Here is a 21,559-nt window from a genome sequence, read left to right on the forward strand (position 1 = left end):
AGATCGGCGGAGCGGCAGTAGCGAACGTTGCCGCAGCTGCATTCTGCCTTGACGAGCATGTTGTGCCGGGTCGCCTTCCCCAGCGTGTCGATAGGATCGTGCGCCATGAGAACAGAAAAGGAACATTTTCCTTGATCGTCAAGACCGGCTGTGGAATCTTTTCCACCAATAATGAAGTGAGAACATGCCGATGAGCGACGAGATTATCCGCCTTCCTACATGAAGCCCGTCACCCGTCCCGGCATTCAGCACCATAAGTGCGAGCATCCCGGCTGCGGCAAGAATGCCGGATGGGGTTCCGCCAAGCCGCGGCAGCCATCGCACTGGTTCTGTTTCGAGCACCGCGAAGACGGCGAGCGATTTCTATGAGGAAGACCTGCATGATCAGACCGCCAAGACGACAGGGCGAATACCCCGACCGCGAGATTGATTGCCAGGAGGCCATGGAGCCAGGCTTCCAGGCGATCGTCGATTGCATGCTGGAGGCAGGCTGGACGCGCGGGGAGATCATGCGGTCTTTGAAGCGGTTGATCGCTGCCGACAACATGACGCAAAAGGAAAACGCCAAGGTCGAGGCTCAGCTCGCGATCGCCCGCGCCATGATGCGCGCTGGCCGGGAATTCTAGAATCAAAACTCTTTGACCGTGTGCAGTTTATGGAACCGACCGCAGCAGCAGCGCGGCGCCGAACTACCGCCTCACCGTCGACCGCGACATCATTCCGTGATTAGCTCTGCCGTCTGAGAGAGCGCAAAGGCGATGGTGACAAAGCTTATAGTCCGAAATCCGGTGGCGAGCTTCTTCGCGCTCGCTCTCGCGATTACGTGGATCGCGTTCATCCATTTCTATCTCGCCGGTGGGGAAACGGCCGCACTGTTCACCTTCGGGCCGTTCGTAGCGGCGATAATCGTCGGCGCAATTGTCGGAGGCTGGCCGCGTGTGCGGGCGCTGCTGCGGTCAATAGTCCACTGGCGCGTTGCCCCGATCTGGTATCTGGTCGCCATCGGGTTCCCGATCGCCGTCCAACTCGTGGCGAACTGGCTCAACCCGGCACTCGGCTCCGGACCCGCCAACTGGGCGGTGGTCCCGCCCGCTGGGCAGATCGCCGTCACGGTTGCCGTCCTGGCCATCTTCAGCGGACCCTTGGGGGAGGAACCTGGCTGGCGCGGGTTCGCCTTGCCGGAACTGTTGCAGCGGCATGCCGCAGTTAGCGCAAGCCTCATCGTCGGCATCATCTGGTCGCTCTGGCATCTGCCGCTCGCGGTGCTCGGCGAATACAGCGTCTTCGCGGCCTTGCTCGTTGTAATCGCTGCGTTCGTTTTCACCTGGCTTTGGCAGAACACCGGAGGCAGCGTTCTGCTGGCCATTCTAATGCACGTCTCGCATCAGAATGGCGCGCGTTTCCTTGCTCGTGTCTACGACGGACCCGACAAGATCCAACAGCAATGGATTACGCTCGCGATCTGGCTCGCCGCTGCCGCTGCCATCGTGGCGGTTTGTGGCACGCGCAGCTTCCGGCACGGCCAGCGCCAAGGCGATTGCAGGTCGCCGACTTAGGACATCACTAGATTTTCGTGCTGAGCTACGCACCGATTAGTCCCCATCCCAGAAATCCCGAAACGACGCGTCCGCAGCTTCGGCTCGCCGATCTAGTCGGGATACTTCAAACGCTTGTGGCCTGGCGTCGCGTGGTGAAGCGCCTCGCCAAGGTCGCGCATGTCCATTTCCTGCCCGCAGACGGGGCATATCTGGAAATGCTCGCGTTCGTCCTTCACCTGGCCGTCGTGGCGTTTCCCCTTGAAGCCAGTCGCCTCGTTATTCGTCAGAGGCCGTTTGCGAATGGCCTTCACCGTGTCGGTGAGCGTCGGCCCGCCCTTCGCTTTGGCTCTGATCCGCTCAAACATTTTCTCTCTGTCGTCGGCCATCTCCAACCTCCTGACCCGCAAAAACGCGGGCCGGATGGTTTTGTTGCCACCCACCGAAGTGATCAATAGGACAGTCGAGAGGCTTAGCGCCTTAACGCCTCAGCCCTGACCACGAGTCAGCAGGCGCGCTTCTCTCAGGATCGAGGAACGATCGTTCCCGATCAGGGATGCGATGTCGCGAATTTGCTGCTCAGTGGCACCGGACTCCCGCGCAAGCGCACGACAAAGTCGTCCGACAGACGGGCCCGTCCTGCTTCTTCAGCCATAACACAAATGCCTAGCGTTGGGGCAGGAGTGCGATAGCTCCCAAGCGTCAGCGCCCATTGATGCGTGGCTGGCGATTTCACATCATACGCTCTCAAGCCGATCTTAACCAGCGGCCGCCCTTCAGTGGTCCTGATCCTCGTCACCAAAACCCAGCAGCGAGGCATGGCGTATGTGGCTGTGATCGCCGCGAAGATGCTTGACGCGCAGCTTGACACCAGGGTTGACCCATTGTGTCGCCGGCCGTTTCTTCATGGCCTCTGGCGGCGGACCGGCGTGCTCTCGAACTCGCTTCAACAGACGCTCCTTTTTGTCGCGGCCCAAGGTGATGAAGGCGGTGCCAATATACTTTCCGGTGCCCGGCTCAGCCAGCAAAGCGAACGCCGCCTTCCCTGGCTCACGCTCAACTCCCATCAGTTCGAATTCTCCAGATGCAGAATATCGAACGCGCCCATCATCATCGCGTAGGGATCGTTGTGGACGGCTTTCTGGAGCGCAGCGAAATCGGGCAGACCGGCTTCATTGGGAACGACAGCTTCGCCGTCGATGATCGCATTCTCGACATCAAGCTCTCTCGCAGCTTCGACCAGCCCGGTAAATTTGCTTGTCCAGTCCGCACCGGTTTTGGTGAAGACGCGGATATCCGCTGGGCTGTTGATGATGATCTGGACGCGATAGCCGTCGAGCTTGATCTCGTGAATCCAGTCCCCGCCTTCTGGCGGCTTGGCGACCAGCTTGGGCTCCATCGGCGAAATGAACTCTAGCCGGCCGGTGCCGATACTTACAATTTTACGCACTTATTCGATTCTAGGCAGCGGGCTTATATTGGCCAGAGTGAACGGAACGTGATTTCGCAGCCTCCGGCGGGCGCGTGGCCAAGTGCGCGTGCTTATGGAAGATCGCAATCTTGTCGGGATAAGTAATCCGAGTCTCGCGTCCGCATCCGTCGCACCTGTAACGGGAAACGCCCCGTAACCAGCTGCCTTTCTTGATGAAGGTGAACTTGCACTCCGGGCATTGGAAGGTCAGACCAACCGAGGAAAGCCTTTGAGAGAGGGACATTGCAGCACTTCCCTTTGTGTGGGTTCCGTTGCGCTGAACGGCATCGTCTTCGCGCCAGGCTCACCAAACCTCAGACGGTCTCATACGTTCCGCGACTAGGCTTCGGTCCCTGAAAGGTGGGACCTACGTCTGGTTACTGATTCACAAAGGACCAGGACCGGGTGCAGCCCGGGAACCGCGACGCCGGCCACTCGTTGCTCGCCATGTGCTCACAGGAGGAGATCATGGAGAACAGTGTCCACCAAGCTCGCTGGTTACTCGCTCCGGTGTTCGCGGTATCGGCCACGTTCCTGGCGATAGGAATCATGGTTGGCTAGGAGCCGACCGACTTTGAGATCTGCGCAGCTAAGCCCCTTCCTGTGCTGATAAGCGACCACCCGCCACATCGACGAATGGCGGGTGGTTCGCAGAAGAGACTCGCACTAGGCGCTAAGATACCAACTAGCGATGGCGTACGCTGCCAAGCCCAACATTGGGAGCACATCGATCGGTTGTCGAGGCGCCCGAACGGAAAAGCCCGCCGCACCTTTCGGCGCGAACAGCTATGACGAAGGACACGACCTCTGCAACGCGCGTCAGTCTTGCTTCCGCTTCCACAGATCCGAAGTCAATGCGTATGCGAACGATGCTGACCAAGCGATCAGGACGAGTCCGTTGAGACCCTCCAAGGCAGCAACGATTCGCATCGGCCCAGTGGCATAGACTTCGCCAAAGCCGATCGTCGTGTAACAGGTAACCGAGAAATAGAAGAAATCCGCTGCGCTTCCGGAAAACAAGCCTGCGAGACCTCCAAGGTCTGGATGGTGGTGCATCCAGGCGTAGGCGAGCGCGAAAAGACAGATCCCCACCACGTGAGCAATGATTGTTGCAATGACCAAGAGCAGCAGATCAACCCGCATCGGAAGTGAAAAACGACGCCTCATCGTTCCGGCGACATTTAGCACTTCATAGTGCATCAGAACCGTTACCAGTGCGAGACCTACAGATATGGCGAACGCGGTGACCAATTGCGGTACTTTCAAGTAGGACTCAGATGCTCAACCGCTTATCACCGCGCGAGCGGTTCGAACAGCGAGGGTCGAACTCCGCGCCTTCCAAAGCGGACAGGCAGAGGGCCGACGCACGTTGCCACTTGGGCCCCCTATTGGGCCACTTCAGGAGCTGCTCGGACGCACCTCGGACATTGTTGCAAGCATAGGTGACGCCGACCAATTCGGTCTTCACGAACACCGGAGGGACGAACCAGATGGTTTCCATAGAGAGAACCCTAAGGCGGCAAGAGGCCGCCGATAAGGGAACAATGTAGGCCCGCGTGGGTTGTAGAATGCGGCGGTCGATCCTCCGTGGAATACAGCCGCCGTGGGGTCCGTCGCCACTCCCTCTCGACCGGCGGCGGGCTCCTCCCTTAGCAGGCGCGCTTAGGCCGCTCGCGATTGTCGCTGGCTAGTCGCTTTCGCCGCTCAATCTCTTCCTGAAGCTCCACCACTAACTCGACGAGCCTCGGTGACGACGTTTGTTCGCCATCCAATCTTAGTAGTTCTCGCAGCTTCCGACGATAGTCTTCCGAACTGATCAATTGTCGAAAGGCAAGGTGATTATCCTGCAATGCCATAACAGTCACCTTTGGAACCCAACTATTTGATTGCCGAAGGGTTCCGTAAAGGCGATATGTTTATTGCGGCATTATTCTTCGTGGAGGTCGAAGGCTACCGCGCGTCCGAACGCTGGAACCGCTGTCACGATAAGCTCGATCAGCGCATTGTCAGTCATCTCGAGATGAGGCCCATCCTGGCGAACCGCTGCTATAACGGCCTTGACGGAGACTGTGCCGCCGCGCGGGACCTTCTGGGCGGCCTCCTGCACAAGCTCCTCGGCTATGCGCTCGCTGTTCGTCTCGATGTTTTCCGTCACCGGTTCCCCACCCTGCCCTGTTAGTCCAACACTTGCGGCGATGGGCGTTGCGGTCGTTGCCGATCACCCGCTCATAGCCAGGCCGATCGGCGCCCGATCAGCGCCACGGAGCTGGCCGGGCTAAGGCTGTTCTTTTGGAATCCCACGCAACTGCTCGCAGGCGCCCGTGGGTTTCCTGTGCCTGGCTTGTCTCGGCCTGAGGCGATCGTCATCAATTTCTCATTTCGTTCGTGTAGATAAACAGCAACAGGAAGCACACTGGGCGAAGTGTAGGGGCAACTAGCAGTGCTGCAGGTACCGTGGCTCAAACCGACGCGATCTGCGCCGGGTGGATTTCGCTGCGTCTTACCAATTGCGACGATTGGATTGCCATATTGCCGCTGCCGCACTCAGCGCCACGGTGATGGAAATGAAGATTTCGTCGGAGTGGCAGGATTTGAACCTACGACCCCATCGTCCCGAACGATGGGGACTGCCAGCAAAGTTGCAGATTCCCGGACTCTTCCGTCACGCTCGCTTGCCAATGTTCCAGTTTCTTTCCGGCTGTTCTGTGGGGAAACTGTAGGGTGATGGCGCGGGTTTGGCGCTTTGTTGTCGCCCATCCTGAAGACGGTTTTCGGCCCCATGGTCGCAACGTATTTCCTCGCAATCTTCTCGGCCGCGTCTGCCTGGAAATCGGGATGATGGTGACCATAAGTGTCAATCAAAACATCCACGGTCATGCCCAGAAAGCCCGCCGCCTGCCACACATCGGCACCAGCCTGCATCAGCCAGGTCGCAGCGGTGTGGCGGAAAGTGTGCGGAGTGACATCGGCGCCGAGGCCAGCGGTTTGGCGCGCCGTTCTGAAGCCCTTCTTAATCGATCCGACCGGCCTTCCGTTCCACTCGACGACAAAATCCTGCGATACCTTGCGGCCGATGTTCGCGCTCCTGCCTCGCCCTTTGGTCTTGATATCGAGATCGGTGCGGGCCCAGCGACGCAAATGCGTGAGCAGGCGGTCCGGCAGGCGCACGGGCGGCTGGCGCTTTTTGGTCCTTTTGGCGCCGTCAGCACGGCGATAAAAAAGGCCACGGTCGAGATCCATATAACCACGCCCTTCGGTCGGTCGAATGGCGGCACCGCAGACCGCGGCCGAGCGCGTCCCCGTGTAGAGCGCGACCAGCATGAAGCGGGCAAGATGGCGTCCGGTGCGCCGGCCACTCTCCTGGCCTTTCCATGTCTGCTTCATGCTCCACGCGGCCCAGATAAGGGCAGCCGCTTCACTGCGCGTCAGCCAGCGTTCGCGCCCCACAGGCTTCTCAGGCAGGGGAATCGTTGGTGCGGCAGTCGTATAACCTTCCTGCCGGTAGTATCTTATGGCCGCGCGAAAATCCTCGAGTTGGCGGCGCGCAGCGGCTTCTGTTGGTCTGGACGCGACGTAGTCGCGGCAGAGCTTGCGGTCGATGCCGGCGAGCGTCTTTTCGCCGAAGAAATCGAGGATCTTCTCCAGCCGAGCCGCAGTCTCTTCTGGCGCGGCATGCTTCGGCGCAACCTCGGTCAGGTAGACATTGATCACATCGGCGATCAGGACATCATCCGAACCGCGTCCGCGCTCGCGTGCTGGCTGGTACTTGTCGGCAATGTAGGCCGCGAGCGCTTGTTCGTTTTCAATTCCCGGGCGGCTTTTCTCGCCGCCGCCAGCGCTGACGAAGGCTGACCCGTCGCGGACGAACCACCCGGCCCTGTTTCGGAGCGTACCGTCCTTTTTGCGGCTTTCGTCCCGCCAGACGAGGCGTGGCCCTTTCGACGTCCTCGGCATAATTCCCTCATTCTCGCAATCGCCGCCAAGGTGACGTACTCCTTTCCGGCGATTAACTCCGTTTCAAGTCGGCCGGCATCCCGTTCCTTGCGCAAACCTGCTGCGCCCATCGAGCCGTCGGGAAAGGCAATTTGCGCAGCAGTCTCGATGCGCAGAGGTGTGGCATTGTCGAATTGCTCTGGGATTTTCAATGCGGAGCCCTCAGGCAATCGCCTATTGTGCAATCGTTTTGCTCGAGAACCGACGGACCGCGGGTCTGGTCGAGTGCGCAGGCGAAGGGTATGTCGCTACCGGATGCAGTTAAGGTGAAAAGTGCCTGGGTTGGTGCCATCCCTTCCGCCGAAATAGGAAGAATGGCCACAGGTAGGGGCAAGATCGCGATTGGTGACATGGCAGGCTTATTTGTCTTCATGACGTAGCGGGGATACGCGGGATTCCTTATGTAGCCAACCGTGAAATGGTAGCATTTGGCCGCAACGGTTCCATCTCTGTCTCGCCGTTCTGGATGCTCGGTGGATGAGATATGCCCAACAGGGGGCAACGAAAAGCGGCGCCGAGAAATCCTGCAGCAAAGATGTCCCATTGACCTGCTAATCGGAAAGTTCGCAGCTCCCGTTGCGAGCATCGCTTCTTGGTTCGCCTCGTCGGTGCGCTTGGGCCTTGCCGGCCTGTAAACCTTCATAGTCGGCGATTCCCCACGCCAAAAGCGCATCGCTGCGCTTGCCGGGATTCTTGCGCCAAGTCCCGGATTTTTGGCGTGCACCCTCAGCTAAGTGGACATTTGGCAAATTCGTGGAAACGGGGCCTTTCCCACCGCTCGGGCCAAGGTCTCATGCACCCTTCAGTGGTCGCTCCGCCCCGCAACGTCTCGAGAGTAAGAGGGCTGCGGCTTTCGCCGTGACGGATTGAAGGTCGAGAGAGAGGCTCTCGGCGGTCCGTCATGGAGATCAGCCATGAGCAACGTTGAAGTTCTGGACGCCACTCGCGACGCGAACGGTGGTTATAAAGTCGATGTCGGTCGGGGCAAGCGGATCGGCCGCGTATCCTCAGAATGGTTTTCCCGGCCCGATGACGAGCGATTCCTGTCCTTGTCGGCGCTGTTCGATTCCGTGAACGGCCGCAGCGAACGCAGTCGGACACGAACCGTCGAGAGCGCGGCGGTCCGCGTTGAATCTAGCCGCGACAACGCCGAACGCCTTTCCCTCATCCTCCCTGGCGCGACCGAGCCGGTCTCGCCGACCCATTGGAGCTTTGGCCAGCTCGCGAGCCTGGTCGGAGCGCCGGCTGCCTACCTTCGTCAGGTGCCCGCCGTGCTTGCGGGCATCAACCTGCAATATGGCTTGGCCTCGCACCGGCCCGAGCAGGTCAAGACGCTCGAGACGTATGACGGGCGGGTCGAGCTCCGCGCGGTCACGGGCCCGGACTACGGCCGGATCTACGACCATGAGCTGGTCGCGGCCGTTCAGCGGATCGCCGGCAACGGCACTGGCGACACGCGCTGGAAAGTGCCGGGCGTGCTGAACTGGTCAACCGGCTTCTACAACCCCCATGTCGACGTGACGAAGGACACGACCACTCTCTACGCCAGCGACCGAGATGTCTTCCTTTTCCTGGTTGACGATCTAAACCCAATCGAGGCGGGGCGACTGCCGGATGGCTCGCCTGATCTATTCTTCCGCGGCTTCTACTGCTGGAACTCGGAGGTGGGCGCCAAGACACTCGGCATGGCTTCCTTCTATCTTCGCGCCGTGTGCCAGAACCGCAACCTCTGGGGCGTTGAGGATTTCGAGGAGATCACGATCCGGCACTCGAAATATGCTGCCTCACGCTTCGCTTACGAGGTCGCGCCGGCGCTTACCCGGTTCGCGGACTCCAGCCCGGCACCCTTTGTCAACGGCATCAAGGCGGCCCGCGCGCGGATCGTCGCTCGCTCCGATGAAGACCGTACCGATTTCCTGCGCAAGCGAGGCTTTAGCAAAGCCGAGACCACGAAGATCATCGAGGCAGTGCTCGCCGAGGAAGGCCGCCAGCCCGAGAGCATCTTCGATTTTGTCCAAGGCATCACGGCGGTGGCGCGCGATAAGACCCATCAGGACGTTCGGCTCGGCCTCGAGGCCCGGGCGAAGAAATTGCTCGACCTCGTCGCCTGATCCGGATCCACAGATTTCCGGTTCGACGTCCTTCCTGAGCACGGTTCTGCGGCTCGTCTCTCAGAGGGAGAGATGGGCCGCAGCTTCGTGATGGGGTGGAGGCCGAGAGAGAGGCTTTCGGCCGCCCGTCGCGGAGACCATTCAGATGGCTACTGCACCTAAGGAATCATCGCTTCAACCGGCTCGTCATCTCCCGGCGAACGGCCTCAGGCTCAGGCCGGTTGCTGGAGCCGCTGTACCCGTTTGGCCGCACGATCGTGGCGGTCCCGGAAAACGGGTCGAGCGACCCGCGATCGCGAGTTGGAGGAGACTGCGGAAGACGGCGGCGAAACGGTTATGGCGGCCGCCGAGCCGCAGCTCGAAAATGAACCAGCCAAGATCGACACGTATGCGATCGCCGCCGAATAGCCGAAGGATCAATACGTCCACCGGAGGGCCGGCCGGCAACGGCGGGCCCCTTTTTCGTCTGGGGAGTTCGCTATGAAAACCGCAACGGATCTTGCGCAACGTCTCAGTCGCCAGGCCGAGGCCGTCTGCCGTTACTATCTCTCAGCTGGACACCGCGAGGGCCGCTATTGGCTGGTCGGCGATGCCCGCAACACGCCTGGCCGTTCAATGTTTGTCCGGCTGACGGGGCCGGAATCTGGCAAAGGCGCGGCCGGCAAATGGACCGACGCCGCCACCGGTGAGCACGGCGACCTTCTCGACCTCATCCGCGAGAGCTGCGGCCTGGCCGCCTTCAAAGATATCGCTGACGAGGCGCGGGCTTTCCTCAGTATGCAGCCTTCCGTGCCTCAGCCTCAGTCCTGCCGGCGGCTGACACCAATGCCGACCGGATCGCCCGAGGCAGCCCGCCGCCTCTTCGGCGGGTCGAAGCCGATTTTGGGCACAATCGCAGAAGCGTATCTGCGTGAGCGCGGCATTGGGCTTTTGCAGGGAACCGACAGCCTGCGGTTCCATCCCCGCTGCTACTATCGGCCTGACAACCACAGCCCGCCCGAAACCTGGCCGGCGATGATCGCCGCTGTCACAGATCTCAATGGCCAGATCACCGGAGCGCACCGGACGTGGCTCGACCCCAGTGGGCGCGACAAGGCCCCCATCGACAACCCGCGACGGGCGATGGGCGCTCTTCTCGGCAACGCAGTACGTATAGGCATAGGTGACGAAGTCATGGCGGTTGGCGAAGGGATCGAGACGGTCTTGTCGCTCCGTTCGGTTCTTCCGGACATGCCGATGCTGGCCTCACTGTCCGCAGCCCATCTAGCCGCTATCTTATTTCCGCCGACGCTCCGCAGATTATATGTCGCCCGCGACAATGATCCGGCCGGCGACTGGTCGTGCAACGCCCTCATCACGCGGGCGCGCACTGTCGGAATACACCCTATTGTCCTGACGCCACAGCGCAGCGACTTCAACGACGATCTCCGCAATCTCGGCCTCGAGGCACTGCGGACCGCAATCAGGCTGCAGGTCGCGCCCAGCGACGTTGGCCGCTTCATGTCGAGCGCTGCATATCGCGCTGGCGAAAATCGCACCAACCTTGCACGCGAGCCCCGTTGACGCCGGAGAGAAACGCGACCGGGCCTTCGAAATGGCGATCGGCCGGCAAACGGCTCCGACCGACAATGCCTGCGGCCGGCTATTTTCCGCCGCCCTTCGGGCGTTGCAGCGCGAAACAAAATAGCCGGCCTTCGCCATCCTGCGCTGCCGCTTCGGCCCGCGCTACGCTGCGGGTGCAGGTCGTCTCGCCCGCCGGCTTTCGTCGCCAGAAGGCCGCGACGGTCGCGGTCATATCCGGCGAAGGAGCATCCCATGACTGACTACGATCCCGATTTCGAGCCCGCCCATGCGTCATCACCAATCGACCATATCGTCACCGAACTCCAGCTCTACGGCTACCGCCCCTTTTCGGACGAACCGGATCCTCGGCCACTCCCGGAAGGCAATGTCGTCGTCGGCGCGATCACCGATATCTTCGACGCGCTGGTGGTGACGCTCTCCGATAGCCGGCTCGAGCCCGACCTAGATGATTTGCTCTGGTCAGCCGTTAACATCTTTCATCGTGCTTCAGGCCGCGTCGAACGCGAGCTCGACGACAACGAGCAGGCGCAGCGCCGCAGCCAGCGCGAACAGGACGGCAGCGAAGTGAAATCCGTCGAGCTGGAGCGCCTGACGGCGGAGGGGCAGACACTGATCGAGCGCCGCAATGTCTTCGAACTGATGCGCGACCAGGCCGCCGATCTCTACCAACACCACACCGGCACGAGCTGGCGACCGCGCTCCGGATCGATGGTCAACCATCACAACCTGACAGCGGCGATGATCGATAGCCGCGATTTCCTGAACGCCAAGAAGCGAGCCGAGACGCAGGTTTTGCTACCACCAGGGCCGAAAATCGTCTTCACCGGCGGGCTCGACTTCAACGACCACAGCCTGATTTGGGCCAAGCTCGACCAGGTCCACGCCAAGCATCCCGACATGGTGTTGATGCACGGCAAGTCGTTGAAGGGCGCCGAGAAGATCGCCTCCCGCTGGGCGGACCATCGCAACGTGCCGCAGATCGGCTTTGCGCCAGACTGGACGAAACACGGCCGTGCCGCTCCCTTTAAACGCAATGACCAGATGCTCAATGTTTTGCCAGTCGGCGTGATGTTGTTCCCCGGAAGTGGTATCCAGCACAACCTCGCTGACAAAGCCCGCAAGCTCGGCATCCCAGTCTGGCAGTTCGGCGGCGGGTGACCGCCGCATATCTCCGATAGCTCAGCACGACGATGCGATAGTCGCGCGGCGGGATACCGGTAGATTGGATGCGAGGATATCTCTCGCCTCGGGATCACTGGCGTGGACGAGCTCGGCGACATTTTGAGAATCGCTCCGCAGCACTCCACAAGAGCCTCGTTTGCCAGGATAGTCCGAGACCTGAAGTCGGCAATCAGTTCCACTTTGGAATGATCAGGCCCTGTCCGGATCCTAGATGTCGCCCTTGAAAACTGCGAAGCTCCTTTTGATCGTGCCGCCACGAGCCAGAGATAGCGAATGGATCGTGGACTCCGCTCGCCGTTATCAGGTCTCCGCAAGATCAAGGGCACCTGTGCATCGTGAAAACCCTCTGTGCCGTATGGGAACTGGCGGTCGCCTTTCTCGTTTCCGGCGTTCGCATTCGGCACGTGCGTGATGGCGGCGCCGGCTCGACCGGACAGGCCCCTCAGTTGGATCGTAATCGGTGTTGGCGGACACCCCATTGTATACACGAGCAGCTCGAACCGATCGCGGCGGGCACCTGATTGGAGCGTTTGGATCAGGCAGCGTGCCACGCCGTCCTACACGGTTGCGATCGGCATCAGCGTTCGAGTGCGAGGTTGGCAGGTTCCGAATATCACGCAGGTCTATGGAGAAGGAAACGCGTTCGAGAGACCCCCAGCCAAGACCTTGGAGACCGCGGCAGTTACGCCACACTCTCCGTTGATCTATTTCTGCCAGCTCGACCGCTTCAAACGGCCTCTCAATGGGCTGATCTGGCCGAAGTCCGGCTGCGCCTCGACCGCCTATGCCGCAACGGCGCTGACGCGACTTTCTTCCCCTGGGCTGCGCCCATTCCTCGCGAAACAACAAAGTCGCTCTCGCGCCATCCTCCGCTGCCGCTTCGGCCCGCAAGCGGGTGCGGCGCCGGTCGCCTTCGGCCCGTGGATCGCCATCGAGGCCGCAATGGTGCGGGCTCGGAAACAGTGATCAAGGAGAAATATCATGGCGACCATCGGCACTTTCAAAAGCACTGGCAACGACGAGTTCATCGGCGACATCGTTACCCTCTCGGTCCAAGCCAAGAATGTCCGCATCGTTCCCACGGCTAACCGCTCCAGCGACAACGGCCCCAGCCATCGAATCTTTATCGGACGGGTCGAGATCGGGGCTGCCTGGTCAAAGCGCTCCAACGAGGGCCGCGACTATCTCGGACTAAAGCTGGACGATCCGAGCTTCACCGCTCCGATCTACGCCAACCTCTTCGATGACGAGGAAGGCGACAGCTACTCCCTCATCTGGTCGCGCCTCAGCGGTCGCCGCAACGTGGACTAAGCCGCCTGAGCAAACCCCGCCCGGACATACCGGGCGGGGCCATTCCTTTTTAGCGACTAATCGGCTCATGCCTGACTAGCATTGTGCCTCATCGCTGTGCTGGACCCGGAAGACGTGTACCGCCACCCGGGGAGAATGGCCGCCCGCACGTGATCGACAGACGTTTATCCGAAACGTGGCTCCAACGGCGGACCGGCCAGATCAGCGACACCACGATGTGAGCCACCCGCCCGAAGACCATCGATTTCCCGCACCGCATGGTTGGCATGCCCGCACGGAGCGCATCAGGACAGCCGCCTTTGAAGCCAAGGCGAAGCCCCGGAGAGTCCCGCGCCAAGTCACCGTGCCGATTTTCTGATCAGCTCGCACGGCTCCACATTCAGCGCAGCCGCTATACTACCAAGCACACTGACGCTGGCCGAAACCCGAGCACGCTCGATAGACCCGACGTAACGCAGGCTCAGTCCAGAGCGGGCGGCCAGCTCCTCCTGCGTCACATTCAGGTCATGGCGCAGACGACGCATATTGACCGCCATGATCTCCTTGAGGTCCATGACCGTAGGGACCAGAAAGGGAACTATCGTTCTAGGAATGATCGTTCCTATTCGTTATGATCAGAACTCGATGTTGAGGATGGTTCCTTCAAGATCGTCGTAGAAGCACAAGCGATCAATGTTATGCTTAACCACTACGCGATCCCGACGTTGCTGACGTTGCGCCGGATGCCCCGACCCTGACCGGCTATGACGAGGAGCGGCTGATTACCTACATCCGCCTGCTCGACGCGGCCGCCGAAGATGCGGACTGGCGAGAGGTGGCCAAAATCGTTCTTCATATCGATCCGGGGCGGGAGCCGGAGCGGGCGTTCAAGGCGTGGGAGTCCCATCTTGCCCGCGCCCGTTGGATGACGACGGACGGCTACCGTTATCTTCTGGCGGGCGGTGCGCCTCACTGATTACCGCTGACCTTTTGCCACGCTTTGCTGAATCAGCACATCGGTTTGCCAACTCTCCACCTACCCAACGTCTGCATCGCCATGGATGTTGAATCCGAGGTCCTCAACCAGATGGGGGCATGCGGAGAGGACTGGGAAGGTTGCAGGTTAATTGGACCGGTCCGGCAGCCTACGCGCACATGAGCGGCTACGAAGCTGGAGAGTTCGCTGCCGAGTATCTGATTCGGAACGACGCTTTTGTCGCCGAGTGCAGCCAGCTTGCGTCGCAGCACCCTGATTCCAGAGACATTGTCGGTCCACCCGACTTCGCTGCTCGTTGGGGTGCGCGATTTCAAAATTGCAGGCGGTGACCACCCGCTTACCGAGAACATCGTCTGGACTGAGCGGGCCTCCCCGCGTGTGCTCCGGGCCACGAAGATGCCTGCCCCTGTCAGCTCTTCGCATCAGACGGTTCAACTTTCCGAATTCGGCAATCTTCATACGTGGCGCCAGGTCAAAGAGTTTCCGGTTCTTTGGCCGGCATCGATTTCAACGCACACATTGGTTGCCGAAACTGGCGAAGATGCACCTGGCATCAACGCCGTTGTTCTGCCGCTCGACAGCGCGTTCGAGACCCGGCTCGATGCGGCGCGTCGGTTCTGGCGGGCACTGAACGGTCGGTCGCTCGCTCCACCCTTTGGCGCGCTGCCGCAGCAGACGAAGCTCAGGCATATCCTGAATTTGCGCGCTCACGATGGTCGTCGCACGGGTGCAACTTATCGTGAGATCGCGCAGGCGCTGTTGTCACAAGAGCCGATCGCGCCGCGCGATTGGCGCGATCATCATCTTCGGCACAAAGTCCGGGCGATCCTGCGCCGCACGGATCGTTTCATCGCTGGCGGCTATCGCGATCTTCTCTTCTATCCCCATAACCGCGGTCGGAACTCCGACTGCTGAGCTTCCTTCTTCGCAGGGGTAGCAAAAACGCAGCCCCTGATCTTTGCCCTCCCTCGCTTACTCTCATTTCGACGATCCTCCATTTCGCGCGTCCCGGCAGGCCAGGACGACAGCAGAACCGAATGGAGATCGAGCGATGTCGAAGGGTCCCGCGGACGCGCCCCAAAAATATCTGCGCACGAAGGAGGCAGCACCTATCGTCGGGCTTTGCGCCCGCACTCTGGAAAAGCACCGGACTTACGGCACCGGTCCAAAATACTGCAAGGTCGGCGGACGCGTCCTTTACGACATCGACGACCTGCATGCCTGGATCGCCCTTGGCGCGCGCACCTCCACCAGCGATGACAATGCGACCTATGTTCCGCCCGCCAAGCCGCATGCGGCTCGCGCGCCGGCCTATGCCGGCGGACGCGATCGCGTCTCCTGACATGCAGCGTGGTGACAATGCGCCATCAGTTCGACCGACCATCAACTTGGGCCGTTTCTGGTGCGGGCTGGTGGTATTGCGCCGCGCGGTGCGCAGGACCTCGTGCCCTGGTTTTGCTTCTCGCCAGCCAAACGCCGTCACCAAGCTTGCATGCTGAGCCCCTGGCTGGAGCCATGGGTATACGCCCAGCAATCATCGCCGCAATGCTCGGCGCCGCGGTCCTGGTTGTTGCACCGGCATGGTTTGGCCATCGACCGCAGTTCATCTGGAACGCATCAGCGAGCGTCCCGGTTGGGCTCTACCGCATCGAGCCGGTCGACAGGATCGACGTTGCCGATCTCACCGTCGTCATGCCGCCCAAACCGCTGGCGGACTTCCTCGCCCAACGCGGATACTTGCCGAAGAGCGTGCCGCTCCTGAAGCGCGTGCTGGCACTCGCAGGTGCGACGGTCTGTCGGCAAGGCACAGCCATCATCGCCAACGGCGTGAGCTTTGGACATGCGCGTGAGCGTGACAGTCGCGGCCGGCCGTTGCCCGTCTGGCAAGGCTGTCGCGTCATTGCCGACGGCGAAGTCTTCCTCGTGAACTGGGACGCAACCGACAGTTTTGACGGCCGCTATTTCGGGCCGCTCCCGCTCACTTCGGTCATCGGTCGCGCGGTCCCGGTCTGGACAACCGACCGCACCTCTCGGGCACCGGATGATCCTAACGGTGCCGTTCCCGGCAAGCCGTCAAGGCTCGCACTAACCCTCGTCAACGCTCATGAAAGGAGCACTGCAGTGGCCCAGATCGGTACCTTCACCCGCAACGAAGACGGCTTCTTCGGCAACATCTCAACGCTGACAGTCGATGCAAAGCTCGCCATACTGCCTGCCGAGAAATCGGATGCAGAGAACGCGCCCGACCATCGCGTCTTCTGCGAAGGCATGGAGATCGGCGCGGCGTGGGATCGCACCGGCGAGAAGGCCGGCGCCTATCTCTCCGTATCGATTGACGATCCGTCTTTCACGCAACCGATCCGCGCCAATCTTTTCCAGGCCGACGCCGACAAGGACGCCTGGAACCTGCATTGGAGTCGGCCGTCGAAGCGCGACGAGAGAGGCTGATCGGATGCGCCGATTGCGCCTCAACGAGCCTTTCGCGTCAATCTCTTTGATAGAGTGGGCGCCGGTCAAGGCCTTCAATCCGATCGCCCGTCAGGCGGCTGCCGCGCGCAGCGATGGTCAAGGGCGGCCGGGCGCTTGCCCGTCGTTCCGGGCGCCCATCACATCACAATTTGGGGGAAGCTGGTTCGGCCAGCGAAGCCTCGCCCTTGATGAAAGCGCGCACGGTGGCAGGCTGATAACGCATCGGGGCAGCGGTCGTTACGCGGTCATCCGCCACGGCATCGTAGCCCTTTGTGCATGCGTCATACTTGCCGTTTCAATGTCCGCTGCTTGCGCAGAACCTTCCACGCATAATGAACGCCCGGCGCGCTCCAAGCGCAAGGCCTTGTCCTCCGATCTCTGGTCGGGACACATCCGGGAAGCTGCGAAACGATTTGCTGTTCCCGAGCGGTTGCTTCGCGCGGTCATGCATGTCGAAAGCGTTGGTGATGTTCATGCGGTGTCGAGCAAGGGCGCGATGGGCCTGATGCAGATCATGCCCCGAACGTGGGAGGAACTTCGAATCAAGCACCACCTCGGCGTCGATCCCTATCAGCCGCGCGACAACATTCTTGCCGGTGCAGCTTACCTGCGTGAGATGCTCGACCGCTTTGGTCGCAACGGCTTTCTCGCTGCCTACAATGCCGGCCCTGGGCGTTATGAAGAGTATCTTTTGACCGGCCGCCCGCTGCCGCGTGAGACGATCGACTACGTCAGGAAACTCACGCCGCTGATCAGAGGTGCCGTTTCCAATCCGCCGCGCGCCCGACAAAGAACAAACAGGGAGAGTGCACTCGATCCATCGGTTTTCGAGCAAAACGGCGACATCCCGAATGTCGGCGCGTCGCATGGCGACGGTGCTGCGGATGTTGCCGCAGAAAGCATCTTCACGGCGATCCGCTCGTCCAGCATGGGACCGCCGTTGGGTGCTGCTGTCACTGACCTCACCGCCGTCGAGCCGCAGCCGGATAGTTGGCCGTTTGAAGCTGTGTTCGAGCCGAGATCCTCCAAGGGAGGTCTATTCGCGCAGCGTTTTTCCGGGAAACCGCGATGATCAACGCAGCCGCGGTCAATCGCGTTCCGGCGTGTTTCGTCGCGGAATTGGCGACGGGAGGGTTGGTCGCGGCTGAGGGCGAAGAGGAGTGGCAGGATAAAGGGCCACGATGTGCGCTCCGGTCGAATGGCGAGAGCGTAAGGGTTTCAGAGGCCATTTCGCGATGTGCGATGATTTTGCGCGATGTGCGCCATCGCCACTTTCTGGATGTTTCCGATGATAGCTGCACCTCGCGGGGGAAGTGGCCGTGAACCGGGATGAAGATCTCCGTGTCCGCCCTGGCCGTATCCGCTCTCGCGCCAGCCAGCGCGCACGGCCGTTCACCTTTCAGGCGCTCGCGGCTGCACAGCGTGCCGGTGGGAGCGTTTCACGCAAGGGCCATCTCGTCTCGCCGCGCCACTCGACTTTTGGACGTGGCCGGACGGCGAGCATCAGCGCCAATCGCCTTATCACCGGCCACTCACGCGGTGTCATCGTCAAGGCGCGCGTCGTCCGGCAGTTTAGGAGCTCGGTGCCGCTCACCGCTCATCTCAACTATCTCCGCCGCGAGGGCGTGACGCGCGACGGCAACGCGGCGAAGATGTTCGGTCCTGAGACGGACGAGACTGATCACGATGCCTTCTCCGATCGATGCCAGGACGACCGGCACCATTTCCGTTTCATCGTCTCACCTGATGACGCCGTCGAGCTGGGCGACCTCAAGAGTTTCGCCCGTGACCTTATCGGAGACGTGCAGCGCGATCTCGGCACAGAATTGGACTGGATCGGAATCGACCATTGGAACACCGAACATCCGCATGTTCATATCCTCGTTCGCGGTGTCGCGGACGATGGCGAGAACCTCGTCATCTCGCGCGACTATATCCGCCAGGGCATGCGCGATCGTGCGGGCGACATCCTTACCCAGACGTTGGGGCCTCGCACCGACCATGAAATTCGCCAGATCATCGAGCGGCAGGTCGAGACTGAGCGCTGGACTCAGCTCGACCGACAGCTTGCCCGAGACATGGATCGTCACGGCATCATCGATCTCGCGCCACACCCGAAGCGTCCGCCCGACGAATTCCTGACAATCAAGGTTGGGCGGCTGCGTAGGCTCGAAAGCCTGGGCGTCGCCAACGAAATCCGTCCCGGCCAGTGGATGGTGGCCGAAGAAGCCGAGGCGACCATGCGGGCGCTCGGGGAACGAGGCGATATAATCAAGCGCATGCACCGTAGTCTGGCCGGGCACGGCATCGACAGGGGCACATTGGGATATGTTCTCGCAGCCGAGAAGATAGAGGCGCCAGTCATCGGTCGGCTGCTCGAACGTGGCTTGGATGACGAACTACGCGGTTCGACCTATGCCATCGTAGACGGCATCGATGGACGTACACACCACGTCCGCTTTCAGGATCTCGACGCAAGCGGAGACTCCGCCCCAGGCTCGATTGTGGAGCTGCGCCGTTACGAAGATGTGAGGGGCCGCGTCGCGCTCGCCGTCCACTCAGATTTTTCAATTGAAGAACAGATCCATGCCTCTGGCGCGACCTGGCTCGACCGACAGCTCGTCACGCAAGAGCCAGCCGAGCTCGGCGATGGCGGCTTTGGCCGGGAGGTAAGGCAGGCGCTGGAGGATCGGAGAGATCATCTTGTCGGGCAGGGTCTGGCCTGGCGAGAGGGACAGCGCGTCGTCCTTGCGCGCAGCTTGATCGAGACGCTTCGCGATCGCGAGATTGAGGCGCTCGGCTCACGGCTCGCCGCCGAAACCGGTCTATCCTTCACGACGGCTGCAAATGGTGATCATGTGACCGGCATCTACCGGCGGCGTTTTGCGCTGGCTTCGGGCCGCTTCGCTATGATCGATGACGGGCTCGGCTTTAGGCTCGTGCCTTGGTCGCCGCCTCTCGAAAAGAGATTGGGTACTCATCTTTCTGGGGTAATGCGCGCCGATGGCGGCGGTGTGGATTGGAGCCACGGAAGGAAGCGGGGTGTCGGGCTGTGAAGCTCGCAACTGCCGCGAAAATTTCGACGTGTGCTCTGTCTGGAATGCCTGTTAAAAGCATTCGGGGGTTTGTCCCCCATTGCAGACAGTCACGCTCGTGTCGCCGTTAAATCACGTGTGCCCTACCCTTCACAGTTTGTGTGGTCAGACTTGACACTAACCCACCTACCCGGAATAGCCTGTCACCCATCCCTCTCGAGAAAGGCACAGCGGTTTAGCTGCCACCATGCACTGCGCCCTGACCGATCGCGCTATGCGCTCAAGCGAAATCGTGTGACGTCGATGGCCGCGGCCATAAGTGTCTGCGTGTAGGTCGCTTGCGGATTGCTGAAGATCGTCTCGGTCGGCCCTTCCTCGACGATCTTGCCCTGCTTCATGACGATAATGTAGTCGGCCATGGCGCGCACGACGGCGAGATCGTGGCTGATGAACAGGTAGGACAGTTCATGGTCGGCCTGCAGCTTGCGCAGCAGTTCGACGATCTGTTTCTGCACGGAGCGGTCGAGCGCCGAGGTCGGCTCGTCGAGGACGACCACCTTGGGCTTGAGGATCATCGCGCGCGCGATGGCGATGCGCTGGCGCTGGCCGCCAGAGAATTCGTGCGGGTAGCGATTGCGCGCGTTCGGATCGAGCCCGACCTCGAGCAGGGCCTCGACCGCGCGCAGATCGCGTTGCCTGCCCGACAGGGTCGGCTCATGCACCAGAAGTCCTTCGGTGATGACTTGGCCAACGGTCATGCGCGGCGACAACGAACCGAACGGATCCTGGAAGACGAGCTGCAACTCACGCCGCAGCGGCCGCATGGCCCGGCGGTCGGCGGCGGAAATATCGCGATCGCCGAAGCGGATGAGGCCGTCGCTTGGCAGCAGCCGCAGCAAGGCCCGGCCGAGCGTCGACTTTCCCGAACCCGATTCGCCAACGATGCCGATAGTCTGATTTCGTTTCAGCCGGATCGAAATGTGATCGACTGCGCGCAGGATCAGCGGCTCTCCGGCAAGAAACCCGCCGCTGATCTTGAAGGTCACTTCGACATTCCTGCCTTCGAGCAGGACGGGCGCATTTGGCGGTGGCGGCGCCTTGGTTCCGGTCGGCTCGGCGGCCAGCAGCATCTTGGTATAGGCATGCTGCGGGTTGACGAAGATCGCTTCCGCCTCGCCCTCTTCGACGACTTCGCCGTAGCGCATGACATAGACCCGGTCGGCAAAGCGCCGGACAATACCGAGATCGTGGGTGATGAAGACGATCGCCATGCCGAGCTTGCGCTGCAGCTCGGCGAGCAGCATGAGAATCTGCGCCTGGATCGTCACGTCGAGCGCCGTCGTCGGCTCGTCCGCGATCAGTATGTCGGGATCGTTGGCCAGCGCCATGGCGATCATGACCCGCTGGCGCTGGCCACCCGACAATTCGTGCGGGTAGGATTTCATCCGCCGCTCAGGATCGGGAATATGGACCAGCCGCAAGAGCTTGAGCCCCTCTTCGCGTGCTTGCGCCGCGCCAAGCCCGCGATGCCGGCGGATCGGTTCGATCAGCTGGTTGCCGATCGTATAGAGCGGATCGAGCGAGGTCATCGGCTCCTGGAAGATCATGCTGATCTTGCGGCCGCGGACTTGGTTGAGCTCGGACTTGCTTAGGGTCAAAAGGTTGCGGCCGCGATAGTCGACGACGCCTGTCGCCTCGCCGTTCGAGGCCAGCAGGCTCATCGCCGCCATCATCGTCTGGCTCTTGCCGGAACCGGATTCGCCGACCACGGCAACGGTTTCGCCTGCATTGACGTGGATGTTGATGCCTTTGACGGCTTCGACCACGCCGTCGAGCGTGCGGAAGCGGACCCGAAGGTCCTTGACGCTGAGGATGGTTTCGGAAGTGGCCAT

The 21,559-nt window shown here is 61.2% G+C and carries 24 protein-coding genes; 16 read left to right on the forward strand and 8 right to left on the reverse strand.

Features of this window, described 5'->3' with window-relative positions; all coding sequences use genetic code 11:
* From AC0L25_RS19860 to AC0L25_RS19870, 3 genes are all read left to right on the forward strand, one after another.
* Window positions 1-194 (forward strand): hypothetical protein (locus AC0L25_RS19860; protein ID WP_473597077.1); only part of this gene is annotated, 194 nt, incomplete at its 5' end.
* Between the two features lie 186 nt (window positions 195-380).
* Window positions 381-626 carry a hypothetical protein gene (locus AC0L25_RS19865; RefSeq protein WP_473597079.1) on the forward strand — a complete coding sequence of 82 codons (246 nt, stop codon included), beginning with the start codon at window positions 381-383 and terminating at the stop codon, window positions 624-626.
* A 132-nt stretch (window positions 627-758) separates the two neighbouring features.
* Window positions 759-1,556 (forward strand): CPBP family glutamic-type intramembrane protease, encoded by a 798-nt coding sequence (locus AC0L25_RS19870; RefSeq protein ID WP_473597080.1) that lies wholly within the window; start codon window positions 759-761, stop codon window positions 1,554-1,556.
* A gap of 92 nt (window positions 1,557-1,648) precedes the next feature.
* Here the strand turns inward: AC0L25_RS19870 and AC0L25_RS19875 are convergent, their stop codons facing one another.
* From AC0L25_RS19875 to AC0L25_RS19890, 4 genes are all read right to left on the reverse strand, one after another.
* Window positions 1,649-1,924 (reverse strand): hypothetical protein, encoded by a 276-nt coding sequence (locus tag AC0L25_RS19875; RefSeq protein WP_473597081.1) that lies wholly within the window; start codon window positions 1,922-1,924, stop codon window positions 1,649-1,651.
* Window positions 1,925-2,311: 387 nt separating this feature from the next.
* Window positions 2,312-2,602, reverse strand: coding sequence for a hypothetical protein (locus tag AC0L25_RS19880; protein ID WP_473597082.1), 291 nt, complete (start codon window positions 2,600-2,602; stop codon window positions 2,312-2,314).
* Window positions 2,602-2,985 carry an ATP-dependent DNA ligase gene (locus AC0L25_RS19885; RefSeq protein WP_473597083.1) on the reverse strand — a complete coding sequence of 128 codons (384 nt, stop codon included), beginning with the start codon at window positions 2,983-2,985 and terminating at the stop codon, window positions 2,602-2,604. The genes AC0L25_RS19880 and AC0L25_RS19885 overlap by 1 nt, the downstream gene beginning before the upstream one ends.
* A gap of 840 nt (window positions 2,986-3,825) precedes the next feature.
* A complete protein-coding gene (locus AC0L25_RS19890; RefSeq protein WP_473597084.1) occupies window positions 3,826-4,272 on the reverse strand; it encodes an ion channel in 447 nt (148 codons plus the stop codon).
* A 601-nt stretch (window positions 4,273-4,873) separates the two neighbouring features.
* Here AC0L25_RS19890 and AC0L25_RS19895 point away from each other — a divergent pair.
* On the forward strand, window positions 4,874-5,185 hold the full coding sequence (locus tag AC0L25_RS19895) for a hypothetical protein (protein WP_473597085.1): 312 nt from the start codon (window positions 4,874-4,876) through the stop codon (window positions 5,183-5,185).
* A 365-nt stretch (window positions 5,186-5,550) separates the two neighbouring features.
* On the opposite strand, the gene AC0L25_RS19900 is transcribed toward AC0L25_RS19895, so the two are convergent.
* Window positions 5,551-6,717, reverse strand: coding sequence for a tyrosine-type recombinase/integrase (locus tag AC0L25_RS19900; protein ID WP_473597086.1), 1,167 nt, complete (start codon window positions 6,715-6,717; stop codon window positions 5,551-5,553).
* 1,196 nt (window positions 6,718-7,913) lie between these two features.
* Between AC0L25_RS19900 and AC0L25_RS19905 the strand changes: the two genes are divergently transcribed.
* A complete protein-coding gene (locus tag AC0L25_RS19905; RefSeq protein ID WP_473597087.1) occupies window positions 7,914-9,110 on the forward strand; it encodes a DUF932 domain-containing protein in 1,197 nt (398 codons plus the stop codon).
* A 480-nt stretch (window positions 9,111-9,590) separates the two neighbouring features.
* Window positions 9,591-10,673, forward strand: a complete 1,083-nt coding sequence (locus AC0L25_RS19910; RefSeq protein ID WP_473597088.1) for a DUF7146 domain-containing protein — start codon at window positions 9,591-9,593, stop codon at window positions 10,671-10,673.
* A gap of 79 nt (window positions 10,674-10,752) precedes the next feature.
* Here the strand turns inward: AC0L25_RS19910 and AC0L25_RS19915 are convergent, their stop codons facing one another.
* The gene (locus AC0L25_RS19915) at window positions 10,753-10,905 is read right to left on the reverse strand and encodes a hypothetical protein (protein WP_473597089.1); all 153 of its coding nucleotides are present in this window, start codon (window positions 10,903-10,905) and stop codon (window positions 10,753-10,755) included.
* Window positions 10,906-10,925: 20 nt separating this feature from the next.
* Here AC0L25_RS19915 and AC0L25_RS19920 point away from each other — a divergent pair, with 20 nt between their 5' ends.
* Window positions 10,926-11,852, forward strand: a complete 927-nt coding sequence (locus tag AC0L25_RS19920) for a DUF2493 domain-containing protein (protein ID WP_473597090.1) — start codon at window positions 10,926-10,928, stop codon at window positions 11,850-11,852.
* A 1,005-nt stretch (window positions 11,853-12,857) separates the two neighbouring features.
* Window positions 12,858-13,187: a DUF736 domain-containing protein gene (locus AC0L25_RS19925; protein WP_473597091.1), complete on the forward strand. Its 330-nt coding sequence runs from the start codon at window positions 12,858-12,860 to the stop codon at window positions 13,185-13,187.
* Between the two features lie 338 nt (window positions 13,188-13,525).
* Here AC0L25_RS19925 and AC0L25_RS19930 read toward each other — a convergent pair whose 3' ends face one another.
* On the reverse strand, window positions 13,526-13,741 hold the full coding sequence (locus AC0L25_RS19930; RefSeq protein ID WP_473597092.1) for a helix-turn-helix domain-containing protein: 216 nt from the start codon (window positions 13,739-13,741) through the stop codon (window positions 13,526-13,528).
* A 179-nt stretch (window positions 13,742-13,920) separates the two neighbouring features.
* Between AC0L25_RS19930 and AC0L25_RS19935 the strand changes: the two genes are divergently transcribed.
* From AC0L25_RS19935 to AC0L25_RS19970, 8 genes are all read left to right on the forward strand, one after another.
* Window positions 13,921-14,142: a hypothetical protein gene (locus tag AC0L25_RS19935; protein WP_473597132.1), complete on the forward strand. Its 222-nt coding sequence runs from the start codon at window positions 13,921-13,923 to the stop codon at window positions 14,140-14,142.
* Window positions 14,143-14,261: 119 nt separating this feature from the next.
* Window positions 14,262-14,492, forward strand: coding sequence for a transcriptional regulator domain-containing protein (locus AC0L25_RS19940; protein WP_473597093.1), 231 nt, complete (start codon window positions 14,262-14,264; stop codon window positions 14,490-14,492).
* The gene (locus AC0L25_RS19945; RefSeq protein ID WP_473597094.1) at window positions 14,401-15,078 is read left to right on the forward strand and encodes a DUF2285 domain-containing protein; all 678 of its coding nucleotides are present in this window, start codon (window positions 14,401-14,403) and stop codon (window positions 15,076-15,078) included. The genes AC0L25_RS19940 and AC0L25_RS19945 overlap by 92 nt, the downstream gene beginning before the upstream one ends.
* Window positions 15,079-15,214: 136 nt before the next feature.
* Window positions 15,215-15,505, forward strand: coding sequence for a helix-turn-helix transcriptional regulator (locus AC0L25_RS19950; protein WP_473597095.1), 291 nt, complete (start codon window positions 15,215-15,217; stop codon window positions 15,503-15,505).
* A gap of 173 nt (window positions 15,506-15,678) precedes the next feature.
* Complete coding sequence (locus AC0L25_RS19955) at window positions 15,679-16,611, forward strand: DUF736 family protein (RefSeq protein ID WP_473597096.1); 933 nt, start codon at window positions 15,679-15,681, stop codon at window positions 16,609-16,611.
* A gap of 385 nt (window positions 16,612-16,996) precedes the next feature.
* Entirely contained in the window at window positions 16,997-17,704 is a 708-nt protein-coding gene (locus AC0L25_RS19960; protein ID WP_473597097.1) for a lytic transglycosylase domain-containing protein, read from the forward strand.
* Window positions 17,701-17,955 (forward strand): hypothetical protein, encoded by a 255-nt coding sequence (locus AC0L25_RS19965; RefSeq protein ID WP_473597098.1) that lies wholly within the window; start codon window positions 17,701-17,703, stop codon window positions 17,953-17,955. Before AC0L25_RS19960 ends, AC0L25_RS19965 begins: the two co-directional genes overlap by 4 nt.
* Entirely contained in the window at window positions 17,952-19,688 is a 1,737-nt protein-coding gene (locus AC0L25_RS19970; protein ID WP_473597099.1) for a relaxase/mobilization nuclease domain-containing protein, read from the forward strand. Before AC0L25_RS19965 ends, AC0L25_RS19970 begins: the two co-directional genes overlap by 4 nt.
* A 251-nt stretch (window positions 19,689-19,939) precedes the next feature.
* Here AC0L25_RS19970 and AC0L25_RS19975 read toward each other — a convergent pair whose 3' ends face one another.
* Complete coding sequence (locus AC0L25_RS19975) at window positions 19,940-21,559, reverse strand: ABC transporter ATP-binding protein (RefSeq protein WP_473597100.1); 1,620 nt, start codon at window positions 21,557-21,559, stop codon at window positions 19,940-19,942.

It is taken from the genome of Mesorhizobium sp. WSM4813 (assembly GCF_055811555.1).